Source organism: Salinilacustrithrix flava (assembly GCF_041228405.1).
Lineage (GTDB): Bacteria > Actinomycetota > Acidimicrobiia > Acidimicrobiales > Salinilacustritrichaceae > Salinilacustrithrix > Salinilacustrithrix flava.
Map to the genome: position 1 here is coordinate 4,041,119 of NZ_CP133888.1, position 12,206 is coordinate 4,053,324.

Consider the following 12,206-nt stretch of genomic DNA (forward strand, 5'->3'; position numbering starts at 1 on the left):
AGGTTCAGGTCGCCAGGACCACTTCCGGTTTGACCGTTCCCTCCCGGTGCGGGCCGTACACGGCGAGGAGCACGCCGTCCTGGGATTCGACCGCCCACGGGCCGTCGTGGCCCTCGGGGATGCCGAGGCGGGAGCGCTCGAGCGGCTTGCCGTGGCCGACGTCCACGGCGGTGGGGACGTCGACCACCACGGTGGGTAGGTCCCGCAGCGCCTCGGCCGGGGTGAGGACGTGCTGATCGGGGTCGATCTCGTCGATGCAGTGGGCGTCAGCCACGTCGAAGGAGCCGGCGCTCGTGCGTCGCAGGTTGCGCAGGTGGGCGCCACCCCCGAGGGCGGTGCCGAGGTCGGCGGCCAGGGTGCGGATGTAGGTGCCCGAGGAGCAGGTGACCTCGATCGGGTACACGCCCTCCTCCACCGGTTCGCCGACGGTGAAGGCGTGGATGGTGATCGGACGGGCCTCGCGCTCGACCTCCTTGCCCTCCCGGGCCAGCTCGTGGAGGCGCTTGCCGTCGATCTTGATGGCCGAGACCATCGGCGGCACCTGGAGGATCTCGCCGGTGAGGTCCTCGGCAGCGGCGCGCACGTCGGCCAGGGTGACGCCGCCCATGTCGTGGGTGGCGGTGACCTGCCCCGTGTCGTCGAGCGTGTCGGTCTCGGAGCCGAGCACGACCTCGCCGACGTAGGTCTTGGGCAGGGCGGTGAGGAACCGCAGCAGGCGGGTCATGTTTCCCACGCCGAGCAGGAGCAGGCCGGTGGCGGGCGGGTCCAGCGTGCCGGCGTGGCCGACCTTGCGGGTGCCGAGCACGCCGCGGGACTTGGCCACCACGTCGTGGCTGGTCCAGCCGACCTCCTTGTCCACCAGCACCAGGCCGTTGTAGGGGCTGGGCTTCTTGCGGCTCACGCCGACACCGTCCGCTCGGGCAGCAGGGCCCGGATCGCTTCGACGACCTCCGGAATCGGGAGGTCGGACGGGAAGCCGGCCATGAACGTGTGGCCGCCACCGCCGAAGCGGGCGGCCAGCTCGGCGACATCGGTGGACCCGGTGGAGCGCAGCGAGACCCGCAACCCCTCCCCCGGCGACTCCCGCAGCACGCAGGCGACCTCGGCCTCCTGGCAGGCGCGGACGTGGTCGATGAAGCCCTCGGTCTCGTCGAAGCTGACGTCGAAGTCCTCGAGGTCCTGCTGGGTGAGCCACGCCACCACGAAGCCGTGGTCGGTGTCGAGCTCGGTGCGGGCCAGCGCCATCGACAGCAGCTGCACGTACTGGAAGCGGTGCTTCTCGAACAGCTCTCGGGTGATGCGGGCGATGGGCAGGTCGTACTCGGCCAGCTCCTCGGCCAGGTGGAAGACCTCGGGCGTGGTGTTCGGGTACCGGAACCGGCCGGTGTCGGTGACCAACCCCACGTAGAGGTTCAGAGCGACGTCACGGGTGAGCGGCCAGCCCAGCTCGTCGGCCAGCTGGCGCACGAGCACGGCGGTGGCGGCGACCGACTCGTCGACCAGGTTGTGCGTGCCGAAGCGCTGGTTGTCCGGGTGGTGGTCGAGCACGACGACCTGACCGGCGCGCTCGGCGGCCGGGGCCAGATCGCCCAGGCGCTCGACGCGTCCGAGGTCGAAGGTGATGAGCACCTCGGGATCGGTCGGGAACTCCGACGGCGGGATGCAGCGGTCGAGGCCGGGCAGGAACTCGTAGTGGGGCGCCACCACCCACGGGCTGGGCCACGACGCCACCGAGGCCTTGCCGTTGGCCTCGCAGAGCAGGTGCATGGCCAGCATCGACCCGAGGGCGTCGCCGTCGGGGTGGTGGTGGCAGGCGAGCGCCAGGCTGTCGGCGCCCCGCACCACCTCGGCCACCTCGGCGACGGTGCTCACCGGATCAGGCGTCGTCGTCCGCCGGGGCGGTGTCGGTGTCGGCGTCCGCGTCGTCGGCGTCCGCGTCGCTGGCGCCCTCGGCGGATGGCGCTTCCTCGGGAGCCTCGTCGTCGGGGATGTCGAGGTCACGGAGGATCTCCTCGATGCGGTTGGCGCCCCGGGCGACCTCGTCGGCGTGGAACGACAGGATCGGCGTGCGCCGCATGTGCGTCTGGCGGTTCACGGCCTGCTGGAGGCGGGGGCGGTGCTCCTCGAGCACCTCGAGCACGATCTCGTCGGAGGCCTCGAGGTTGGACCAGTGGATCTTGGCGTGCTCGATGCCGGGGTCGACCTCGACGGCGGTGATGGTGAGGAAGCCGAGCCGCTCGTCGTCGATGCGCTCGAGCTCCTCCGCCACGATCTCGCGCACCAGCTCGTTGAGGCGTGCCGTGCGCGGGTACCGGCGGGAGCTGGACTGACGTCGGCGGGCCATGGGGCCGAGCCTGCCACACGATCTGTCCGGTTCCACCGGGGCGAGCGCCGTCGTACAGTCGCTCGGGGGGCCACTCGAAGGGGGCACTGTGGCGAGATTGCACATCGAGCACGCCATCACCGATCTGTCGACCTGGGTCGAGGCGTTCAACCGCTTCGAGCAGGCCAGGCGCGATGCCGGCGTGACCTCACAGCAGGTGCACCAACCGGTCGATGATGAGCAGTACATCGTGGTCGACCTCGACTTCGGCGATGACGAGGCCGCGATCGGGTTCAAGGAGTTCCTCGAGCAGGTGATCTGGCAGACGCCGGACATGTCACCAGGCCTGGCGGGAAGCCCGCGAGCCCGCATCCTCCGGGAGGTTCGCACCGCTCCGTAGCCACCGCGCGTTCTTGTCAGAGGGTGTCCGTATCGTTCCTTTCATGGTGATGAGCGAGACACCGGAGGTGCGGGCGGCACTCGAGGAGATCGAGTCCGCTGCGGCCGAGCTGTGCGGGCAGCGCAACGCCATCACCGCCCAGCTGGTCGAGCTCATCGGCCGCCTCGACACCGACGCGCTGTGGGAGTCCACGGGCGCCCGCTCGCTGGAGCACTGGGTGGCGTGGAAGTGCGGCATGTCGAACCAGCACGCCAAGGACCTGGTCACCACGGCCCGGCGCGCCGCGACGCTGCCCGAGACCCTGGCCGGCATGGCCGAGGGCGTGATCTCCGAGGATCAGGTCGCCGTCATCGCCCGCAAGGCGCCCGACGGGATGGACCACCACTTCGCCGATCTCGCTCGCAATGCTTCGGTGTCGCAGCTGCACACCGCGCTTCGCATCGCCCGTCAGGCGCAGCCGCCGACGCCGGCCCCTGATCCTGAGCCGTCCGCTGAGGACGAGACGTCGACTCCCGCTCCCCCGGTGGAGCCCGAAGGCGAGCGCAAGGTGTCGGCCTGGTTCGACGAGTTCGGCACCTGGAACGCCCGGGTGCAGCTCCCGGCCGAGGAGGGCGCCTACGCCGACCAGGCCCTGCGTGCCCACAAGGACGCGCTGGTCCAGGAGTGGAAGGACGCCCGCAAGGCGGCCAAGGACGCCGGCATCGAGGAGGTCAGCCCTCCCCCGTTCCCCACGCTGGCCGACGCCTTCGTGCGGATGTGCGAGCACGGTCTCGACGTGGCCGCAGCCGAGCGCCCCCACGGCCACCGCACGACAGTGGTGCTGCACGTCGACGCCGAGTCGAGGGCGGCCGAGCTCCACCTCGGCCCGGCGCTCAGCGAGGCCGAGCGGCGCTACCTGTGCTGCGACGCCACCCTCGAGGTCTGGGTCGAGCGCAACGGGCTGCCCATCGGCGCCGGCCGCACGAGTCGGGAGATCCCCCGCCGGCTGCGCCGGATGCTCGAGCGGCGAGATCGCTGCTGCCGGGTGCCGGGGTGCGGCGCCACCGCTGGGCTCCACGCTCACCACCTCATCCACTGGGAGGACGACGGCCCGACCGAGCTGTGGAACTTGGCCCTCGTATGCCCGTTCCATCACCGCCTCCACCACCGCGACATCATCACCATCCGCGGCCCGGCTGACGAGCTCACGGTGATCGATCGGCGGGACCGGTTGCTGTCCGGCGGCAGCCTCGCCCGGCCACCGAGCGGGCCGTTCCCCGACGCACCGATCTACCAGCACGTGCCCGGCGAGCGGGCGCAGTGGAAGTGGTACGACCCGCCTGTGGTGCGGACGTGAGCAGGACAGCGGTCCAGAGCTGTATCACGCGTGATACGGTGGCACCCGTGGCCGAGGTTTCGATCCGTGACCTGCGCAACCGTGGCGGCGACATCGTCGAGCGGGCGGAGCGCGGCGAGCGTCTGACGATCACGCGCGCCGGGACGCCCGTAGCCGAGCTCTCGGGGTTGCCGACCGCTCCCGTGCCTCGAGAGGTCCTGATCGAGCGGCGCCGGAACCTTCCCGCCGTCGACCCCGAGCGCCTCCGGCGTGACCTCGACGCCCTCATCGACCCCAGCGTGTGACGTCGTGGGACGGGGGATCCTCGACACGAGCACCGTGCTGCTGCTCGGCCAGCTCGCCAGCACGGACGCTCTCCCCGAGGAGCCGCTCATCACCACCATCACGCTCGCCGAGCTGTCCGTCGGGCCGCTCGTCGCGTCCTCCGACGAGGAGCGCGCCGCCCGGCAGGCACACCTGCAACAGGCCGAGGCCGACTTCGACCCACTCCCGTTCGACGCAGCTGCAGCCCGCCGGTTCGGACAGGTCGCGGCGGCATTGCGCCGCGCCGGGCGCAAGCCGTCAGCGCGCGCCTACGACGCCATGATCGCAGCGATCGCGCTCGCCAACGCCCTGCCGGTCCACACCAGCAACCCGAAGGACTTCGACGGGATCCCTGACCTCGAGGTGGTGACGGTCCGGCATCCCTGACCGGCCCGAAGGTCGCGACGGCGCCGCCGGTAGCTCGCTCAGCGGCCGTTGCGCTCCCGGTGCCTGCAGCCGGGCCAGCAGCAGGGCCGGCGCTGACCCTCCTCCAGCTCCTCCCGGGTCCGGCGGATGCGGCGCTCTCGGGTGGGTTGCTTCTTGGCGTCCTCCACCCAGCAGATGAACTCGTTGCGGGCCAGGGGCGTGATGTCCTGCCACGCCTCCAGCGCCACCGCGCTGGCCTCGAGGCCCTCCCGAAGATCGTCGGGGAGCTCGTGCACCACACCGCCCGGCAGCTGATCGACGGCCATGTCACCCAACGCTAGCGAGCCGGCCGGGTCTGGACTGCGGAACCTACGCGGTGTCGACCCAGTAGCGGCCGGTGTCCACGACCTCGACCTCGGGGAACGACCACACGAAGCGGTCCACGGCATCGAGGACCTCGTCGACGTGGCGGGGGCTGGAGGCGACCGCGGCGAAGACCAGGACCGCCCGGTCGTGGACGTCCTGGTCTGCGACCTCGGAGGCGGCGACGCCGAAGCGTCGGTGGGCGCCGTCGAGGATCGGTCGGATCACCGACCGCTTGGCCTTCAGGGAATCGCCGAGCGGGATGCGGAGGGTCAGCTCGAGAGCTGCGCCACTCCAGATCACACCCGCTCGATCTCGCGCTCCTCGAAGGTCTCGATGATGTCGCCTTCCTTGAGGTCCTGGAAGTCCGACAGACCGACACCGCACTCGAAGCCGGCACGCACCTCGGTGGCGTCGTCCTTGAACCGCCGCAGCGACTGGATCGAGCCCTTCCAGATGATGGTGCCCTCACGCAGGAAGCGGACCTTGGAGTTGCGCGTGATGACGCCGCTCTGGACCATGCAACCGGCGATCTTGCCGATGCGGGGCACGGAGAAGATCTCGCGGACCTCGGCCTCGCCGGTGACGACCTCTTCGTACTCGGGGGCGAGCATGCCGAGCATGGCCGCCTCCATGTCCTCGAGCACCTTGTAGATGATCTCGTAGGTGCGGATCTCCACGCCCTCTTGATCGGCGAGCTCGCGGGCCTTGCGGTCCGGTCGCACGTTGAAGCCGATGATGGTGGCGTTGGAGGCCGAGGCCAACTGGATGTCGTTCTCGGTGATGCCGCCGACGGCCCGGTGCACGAAGCCGATCTTGACGTCGTCGCGCTCGAGCTTCTTCAGGGAGTCGGTGAGCGCCTCGAGGGAGCCGTTCACGTCGGCCTTGACGACGAGCGAGAGGGTGGCGACCTCGCCGGCCTGGATGGCGGCGAAGATGTCCTCGAGCTTGGCGCCGCCGCCGGTGGCGGTGGCCTCCCGGCCGAGGTTGGCCAGACGGTGGAAGTGGTCGCGCTTGGAGGCGACGTCCTTCATCGTCTTGTCGTCGGGGGCGACGACGAACTGGTCGCCGGCGTCGGCCACGTCGGACAGACCCAGGACCTGCACGGGCGTGGAGGGCCCGGCTTCCTTGATCTGCTCGCCGTGGTCGTCGATGATCGCCCGGACCCGGCCGAAGGCAGCGCCGGCGACCATGGGGTCGCCCACGCGCAGCGTGCCGCGCTGGACCAGGACGGTGGCCACGGGGCCCCGACCGATGTCCAGGTGCGACTCGAGCACGGCACCAGCGGCACGACCCTCGGGGTCGGCGCGGTAGTCCTCGAGCTCGGAGACGAGCAGGAGGCTCTCGAGGAGCTCGTCCACGCCCTCGCCGGTGAGGGCCGAGACCTTGTTGAAGATCGTCTCGCCGCCCCACTCCTCGGGGATGAGGTCGTGCTCGGACAGCTGCTGCATGACCCGGTCGGGGTTGGCCGCTTCGAGGTCCATCTTGTTGACGGCCACGATGATCGGCACCTCGGCCGCCTTGGCGTGGTTCAGCGCCTCGAGCGTCTGGGGCATGACGCCGTCGTCAGCGGCCACGACCAGCACGACGATGTCGGTGGCCTCCGCACCACGGGCGCGCATGGCGGTGAACGCCTCGTGTCCCGGGGTGTCGATGAAGGTGATCCGCTGGTCGTTCTTGACGGCCTGGTAGGCGCCGATGTGCTGGGTGATACCACCGGCCTCGCCGGCGACCACGTTGGCCTCGCGGATGTGGTCGAGGAGCTGGGTCTTGCCGTGATCGACGTGACCCATGATCGTGACGATCGGGGGTCGGGACGGGGAATCGTCGTCCTCGTCGTCGTCGCCGAGCAGCTCGTCGACGCCGAGGCGCTTCTGCAGCTCGACCTCGGCTTCCTCGCCCGGGTTGACCAGGCGGATCGTGGCGCCGAGCTCGGCGGCGAACAGCTCGATCATGTCGTCGGAGAGCGACTGCGTGGCCGTGACCATCTCGCCCTGCTCCATGAGGAAGCGCACGACGTCGGACGCGGTGCGGTTCAGCTTGGGGCCGATGTCCTGGGGCGTCGAGGCGCGCTCGATGACGACCTCGTGGTCCGGGATCGGAGCGTCATGGGGCGTGAAGCTGGGAGCCTCGATGGGCTGCAGCTCGTCGCGGTTGCGGCGACGACGACCGCCACGGCGCTTCGGTGGGCGGCGACCGCCACCGGGGCCGGGACGACCACCACCGGGACCGCCACCGGGGCGGGGGCCGCCGGTGTTGGCGGGCGGGGGCGTGTAGCGGACCTGACCGGCCGCGCCACGGCGGGCGGGGCGGTTGCCCGGACCGCTCGGGGCGGGGGCCGGACCGCGGCCACCAGCGCCGGGCGGCGGCGGGATCGGCTTGCCGCCGCGGGAGATCATGGGACCCGGGGGCGGCGGGATCGGCTTGCCGGACGCCGACTTGGGCGGCGTCTTCGAGCCCGGCTTGGCACCGGGGTCGTTGACTGCCGTCGGCGGACGGGGCGCGTCGGATGCGGCCGGGGCCTCGGGGGCCTCGGGCGGCGCCGGAGGTGCGGCCGGGGGCGGCGTGGGCGCAGCCGACGGGGGCTTGGGGGCCTCGCTCGGCGGCTTCGGTGCCGACGCGGCGGGCGCTTCGGCCGGGGGCTCGGGCGCGGCCGCGGGCGGCTTGGGAGCCTCGCTCGGCGGCTTGGGCGCAGCAGGTGGGGCGGGCGGCGCCGCAGCCGGGGGCTGGGGCGGGGCGGGCGCGGCCGGCTCGTCCTCCTTGGGGCGGGCCGGGGGGTGCTCGCTGCCGCTGGACTTCACGACGCCCTTCGTGGGGCGCACGGCGGGCGGGCGCGGCATGGGCGCATCGGCCCGACCGGCCTGCGTCGCCGCAGGCGCGGAGGCCGGCGGCGGCGTGGGGGCGGCGGGCGCGGACGTCTCGTCGGACGCCGCGGGCTGCTCGTCGGCCGGCTCGGGCTGGGGCTTCGGCTTGGGGGCCACGGCCTTCTTGGCCACGACCTTCTTGGCCGGCGCAGCCTTCTTGGTCGCGGGGGCCTCGGCCTCCGCGGCTGCCTTGCCGTCGCCATCGCCGGTGTCGGGCTTGGGCTCGCGCACCAACCCCTCACGCTCCGCCTTGCGGCGGACGCGATCAGCCTGCGGCTCCACGATGCTCGAGGAGTGGCTCTTGACGCCGATCCCGAGCGAGTTGCACAGGTCGACGGTCTCTTTGTTCTCGAGTCCGAGCTCACGTGCGAGCTCGTACACCCTGATCTTGCCTGCCAAAAGTCTTCGTTTCGCCTTGCGTTACGTCAGTAGGGATCTGCTGCGCGACCAGTCATCCTCGCGCGTTCTGCTCTGGGTCACGAACCGAGTCAGCGGCGTTGTGCACCGCGGACTCGACCGAAGCGTGATCGACCGGGCCTCGGAAGGCTCGTTCGAACGCCCGGCGGCGCAGCGCCAGCGCCGCGCACTCGGAGAGCGTCGCGATGCACAGCCATGCGCCCCGACCAGGGAGTGTACGACCGAACTCGACCGTTCCCTCCTGGCTTCGGACCATGCGGACCAGTTCGTCGGTTCCAGCAGACCGCTGGCAACCGATGCAGGTCCGCGTCGGCGAGCTCAGGTCGGCTCGGATGCCGGGTCTTCGACAGCCCCTCCGAGCTCGGATCCCTCGACCGCGGGTTCCGCGGTGAGGGCCTGCTCCTCGGCGGCCTCGGACGGCACATCGCCGGACGGGACGTCGGGCTGGACGCGCTCGACCGGGTCGTCGCCGACCTCGGCCTGGACGGCGTCGTCAGCGGCGGCGGCGAGGTCGGCGGCGGGATCGAGCGGCTCGACGACGTCTTCGTCGTCGGCCACGGCCACATCGGCGTCCTCGGTGACCTGGGTGTCGTCGGAGTCCGGGGCCGCCTCGGCGGCGGCCGGCTCCTCGACCTCGTCCTCTTCGCCTTCCAGGTACTCGGCGGCGGAGACGGCCGGGCCGCCCTCGGCGGGCTGCCAGACCTGCTCGCCGGTCTCCTCGTCGACCACCCACTCGCCCTCGGCCCAGTCCTCGGCGGCGTAGGCCGCCTCGGCCTCGGCGAGCTGGGTCTCGGACTTGATGTCGATGGCCCAACCGGTGAGGCGGCCGGCGAGGCGGGCGTTCTGGCCCTCCTTGCCGATGGCCAGGCTCAGCTGGTGGTCGGGGACGATGACCATGGCGGTGCCGGTGTTCTCGTCGATGCGGACCTCCTTGACCCGGGCGGGCTGGAGGGCCTTGGCCACGAACTCGTAGGGGTCCTCGGAGAAGGGCACGATGTCGATCTTCTCGCCGCGCAGCTCGGTGACGACCTGGCGGACGCGGGAGCCGCGGGCACCGACGCAGGCGCCGACGGGGTCGACGTTGTTCTCGTTGGAGGCCACGGCCATCTTCGTGCGGTGGCCTGGCTCGCGGGCGCAGGCCTTGATCTCGACGATGCCGTCGGCGATCTCGGGCACCTCGAGCTTGAACAGCTCCAGGATCAGGCCCGGGTGCGTGCGGGACACGACGATCTGGGGGCCCTTGGCCGTCTTGCGGACCTCGACGATGTAGGCCTTGAGGCGGGCGTTGTTCTCGGGGCGCTCGTGGGGCACCTGCTCGGCCTGGGGCAGCAGGGCCTCGACCCGGCCGAGGTCGAGCAGCGTGTAGCGGCTGTCGTTCTGCTGGACGATGCCGGTGACGATGTCTCCCTCGCGGCCGGCGTACTCCTCGTACTTGAGCTCGCGCTCGGCCTCGCGGATGCGCTGGGTCATGACCTGGCGGGCCGTCTGGGCGGCGATGCGGCCGAAGTTCTCGGGGGTCACGTCGAAGACGTCGCCCTCGGGCTCGCCGTCCTCGTCGAGCTCCTGGCCGTAGACGCGGATGTCGAAGGTGCCGGGGTCGATGGTGACCCAGGCGTACTCGAGCGCGCCCGGCATCCGCTTGTAGGCGGACTCCAGGGCGTCGGCCAGCGCGGCCATGAGGGTGTCGACGGAGATGCCCTTCTCGGCGGCCAGCGCCTGGAGGGCCTCGAACATGTCCGGGTTGCTCATGTCGATCGGGGTTCCTTGCTTCGTGCGGTCTTCTTCTGCGGAGACTTCTTGGGGGACTTGCCCGGCTTGTCGGGGTTGCCCCAGGTGAACACGGTGCGGGCCCGCTCGATGTCGGCGATGTCGAGCGTGCGCTCGCCGCCGTCCTCGAGGTCCACGGTGACCGTGGTGTCGTCGGCGGCGCGCAGCGTGCCGCGGACCCGGCGCTCGCCCTCGACCTGTGGGTTGGTGCGGATGGTGACCTCGTCGCCGACGGCGCCGGCGAAGTGCTCGGCCGTGCGCAGGTTGCGCTCCAGGCCGGGGCTGGTGACCTCGAGGGTGTAGGAGCCGCTGATCGGGTCCTGCTCGTCGAGGACCTCGTTGAGCTGGCGGGAGACGCTGGTGATGGTCTCGAGGTCGACGCCGTCGGCGCGGGTGAGCGCGACGACGAGCTTCCCGCCGGCGAGGGTCACGTCGTAGATGTCGGCCCCGGCCTCGGCGGCGAGGGGCTCGACCAGGCTGCGGACGAGATCGGTCTTGGCCATGGCGTGCACCTCCTCGGGCGTGTCGGGGTCCAGAAAGCAGAGAAGCGTGGGCCCGAGGCCCACGCTCCGAGCAAGGAACGAGTTCGGCTGACGACTCTACCCGAAGGTCCGACTCAGTACGAGCGAGCGCAGATCGCGTAGAGGCCGTCTTCGTCCTCGTCGTCCGGCACGCTGCCGTCCTCACGCTGGATGCAGCGCACGGTGACCGCCTTCGTGCCCAGGCGGGCGGCGGCCTGCTCCCCGGCGACCACCGGCCACGGGACCCGGGCGAAGCCGGTCGATGCTGCCTCGAGCACGCCCTCGACCGAGTCGACGTCGGTGGTGCGCTCGTCGCGCATCGTCGTGGCCTCGGCGAGCAGGTCGGCCTGGATCTGCTCCAGCAGGCGCGGCACGGTGGTGGCGATCTCGGTGAGGGGCACGGGCGTCTTCTCCCCCGTGTCGCGGCGCACCAGCACGGCCTGGCCGTCGGCGACGTCGCGTGGCCCGATCTCGAGGCGGATCGGCACGCCCTTGAGCTCCCAGTCGGTGGAGCGCCGCCCGAAGGCGGTGTCGACCCGGTCGTCGAGGCGGGAGCGCACGCCGGCGCGCACCAGCTCGTCGTGGATGCCCTCGGCGACGCCGCCGGCACCGTCCTCGTCGCGGATCACGAGGACCACGACCTGGATGTGGGCGAGGCGGGGCGGGACCCGCAGGCCCCGGTCGTCGCCGTGGCACATGATGAGCCCGCCGACCATGCGGGTGGAGCTGCCCCACGACGTGGTCCAGCACAGCTGCTGCTTGCTGTCGGCGTCGAGGTACTGGATGTCGAAGGCCTTGGCGAAGTTCTGGCCCAGCTCGTGGCTGGTGCCCATCTGCAGCGCCTTGCCGTCGCGCATCATCCCCTCGCAGGCGAGGGTGTTGATGGCACCGGCGAAGCGGTCGTAGCTGGGCTTGATGCCCACCAGCACCGGCATGGCGAGGATGTCGACCATGAAGGCCCGGTAGGCATCCTCCAGGATCCGGGCGGCGTAGGCGGCGGCGTCCTCGCGGGTGGCGTGGGCGGTGTGGCCCTCCTGCCAGAGGAACTCGGTGGTGCGCAGGAACAGGCGGGGGCGCAGCTCCCACCGCACCACGTTGCCCCAGGCGTTCAGCAGCAGCGGCAGGTCGCGGTAGCTCTGGATCCACTTGCCCATGTACTCGCCGATGACCGTCTCCGACGTGGGGCGCACCACGATGGGCTCCTCGAGCTCCTTGCCGCCGCCGTGGGTGACGACGGCGAGCTCGGGGCTGAAGCCCTCGACGTGGTCGGCCTCCCGCTTGAGGTAGCTCTCGGGGATGAAGAGGGGGAAGTAGGCGTTCTCGGCCCCGCAGGCCTTGATGCGCAGGTCCATCTCGGCCTGCATGCGCTCCCACAGGCCGTAGCCGTAGGGGCGGATGACCATCGTGCCCCGCACCGGCCCGTTGTCGGCCAGCTCCGCCTTGTTGAGGACGTCCTGGTACCAGCGGGGGAAGTCCTCCGCCTGGGGGGTGAGCACGGGTGCCTTGGCCATGGGCCGAGACTACGGGCGCGGTGCCGGCCGCCCGG

14 protein-coding genes are annotated in these 12,206 nt (G+C 71.5%); 4 read left to right on the top strand and 10 right to left on the bottom strand.

All coding sequences use genetic code 11. The features are described from left to right. Positions 1–4 precede the first annotated feature (4 nt). The 3 genes from truB to rbfA are packed head-to-tail and all read right to left on the bottom strand — an operon-like array spanning position 5 to position 2,344. Positions 5–901, bottom strand: coding sequence for a tRNA pseudouridine(55) synthase TruB (gene truB, locus RGQ06_RS19750; RefSeq protein ID WP_432428098.1), 897 nt, complete (start codon positions 899–901; stop codon positions 5–7). Beyond that, on the bottom strand, positions 898–1,872 hold the full coding sequence (locus tag RGQ06_RS19755; protein ID WP_432428099.1) for a DHH family phosphoesterase: 975 nt from the start codon (positions 1,870–1,872) through the stop codon (positions 898–900). Before RGQ06_RS19755 ends, truB begins: the two co-directional genes overlap by 4 nt. A gap of 4 nt (positions 1,873–1,876) precedes the next feature. Next, positions 1,877–2,344: a 30S ribosome-binding factor RbfA gene (gene rbfA / locus RGQ06_RS19760; protein ID WP_432428100.1), complete on the bottom strand. Its 468-nt coding sequence runs from the start codon at positions 2,342–2,344 to the stop codon at positions 1,877–1,879. On the opposite strand from rbfA, the gene RGQ06_RS19765 reads away from it, so the two are divergent. Genes RGQ06_RS19765 through RGQ06_RS19780 form a run of 4 tightly spaced genes read left to right on the top strand, consistent with a single transcriptional unit; the run spans position 2,343 to position 4,749 of the window. Continuing rightward, positions 2,343–2,723 carry a hypothetical protein gene (locus RGQ06_RS19765; RefSeq protein WP_432430690.1) on the top strand — a complete coding sequence of 127 codons (381 nt, stop codon included), beginning with the start codon at positions 2,343–2,345 and terminating at the stop codon, positions 2,721–2,723. The two genes, rbfA and RGQ06_RS19765, sit on opposite strands and share 2 nt — an antisense overlap. Positions 2,724–2,772: 49 nt before the next feature. Continuing rightward, positions 2,773–4,059 (top strand): DUF222 domain-containing protein, encoded by a 1,287-nt coding sequence (locus tag RGQ06_RS19770; protein ID WP_432428102.1) that lies wholly within the window; start codon positions 2,773–2,775, stop codon positions 4,057–4,059. 47 nt (positions 4,060–4,106) lie between these two features. Continuing rightward, the gene (locus RGQ06_RS19775; RefSeq protein WP_432428103.1) at positions 4,107–4,343 is read left to right on the top strand and encodes a type II toxin-antitoxin system Phd/YefM family antitoxin; all 237 of its coding nucleotides are present in this window, start codon (positions 4,107–4,109) and stop codon (positions 4,341–4,343) included. Between the two features lie 4 nt (positions 4,344–4,347). Then, the gene (locus tag RGQ06_RS19780) at positions 4,348–4,749 is read left to right on the top strand and encodes a type II toxin-antitoxin system VapC family toxin (protein WP_432428104.1); all 402 of its coding nucleotides are present in this window, start codon (positions 4,348–4,350) and stop codon (positions 4,747–4,749) included. A gap of 38 nt (positions 4,750–4,787) precedes the next feature. Here RGQ06_RS19780 and RGQ06_RS19785 read toward each other — a convergent pair whose 3' ends face one another. The 7 genes from RGQ06_RS19785 to proS form a co-directional block, all read right to left on the bottom strand. Continuing rightward, positions 4,788–5,054, bottom strand: coding sequence for a YdeI/OmpD-associated family protein (locus RGQ06_RS19785; RefSeq protein WP_432428105.1), 267 nt, complete (start codon positions 5,052–5,054; stop codon positions 4,788–4,790). Between the two features lie 43 nt (positions 5,055–5,097). Continuing rightward, complete coding sequence (locus RGQ06_RS19790; RefSeq protein ID WP_432428106.1) at positions 5,098–5,394, bottom strand: DUF503 domain-containing protein; 297 nt, start codon at positions 5,392–5,394, stop codon at positions 5,098–5,100. Beyond that, positions 5,391–8,336 carry a translation initiation factor IF-2 gene (gene infB, locus RGQ06_RS19795; protein WP_432428107.1) on the bottom strand — a complete coding sequence of 982 codons (2,946 nt, stop codon included), beginning with the start codon at positions 8,334–8,336 and terminating at the stop codon, positions 5,391–5,393. Before infB ends, RGQ06_RS19790 begins: the two co-directional genes overlap by 4 nt. Before the next feature lie 70 nt (positions 8,337–8,406). Further along, a complete protein-coding gene (locus RGQ06_RS19800; RefSeq protein WP_432428241.1) occupies positions 8,407–8,739 on the bottom strand; it encodes a YlxR family protein in 333 nt (110 codons plus the stop codon). Further along, a complete protein-coding gene (gene nusA / locus RGQ06_RS19805; RefSeq protein ID WP_432428108.1) occupies positions 8,691–10,121 on the bottom strand; it encodes a transcription termination factor NusA in 1,431 nt (476 codons plus the stop codon). Before nusA ends, RGQ06_RS19800 begins: the two co-directional genes overlap by 49 nt. Then, entirely contained in the window at positions 10,118–10,642 is a 525-nt protein-coding gene (rimP, locus tag RGQ06_RS19810; RefSeq protein ID WP_432428109.1) for a ribosome maturation factor RimP, read from the bottom strand. The genes nusA and rimP overlap by 4 nt, the downstream gene beginning before the upstream one ends. 113 nt (positions 10,643–10,755) lie before the next feature. Then, entirely contained in the window at positions 10,756–12,171 is a 1,416-nt protein-coding gene (gene proS, locus RGQ06_RS19815; RefSeq protein WP_432428110.1) for a proline--tRNA ligase, read from the bottom strand. Between the last annotated feature and the right edge of the window lie 35 nt (positions 12,172–12,206).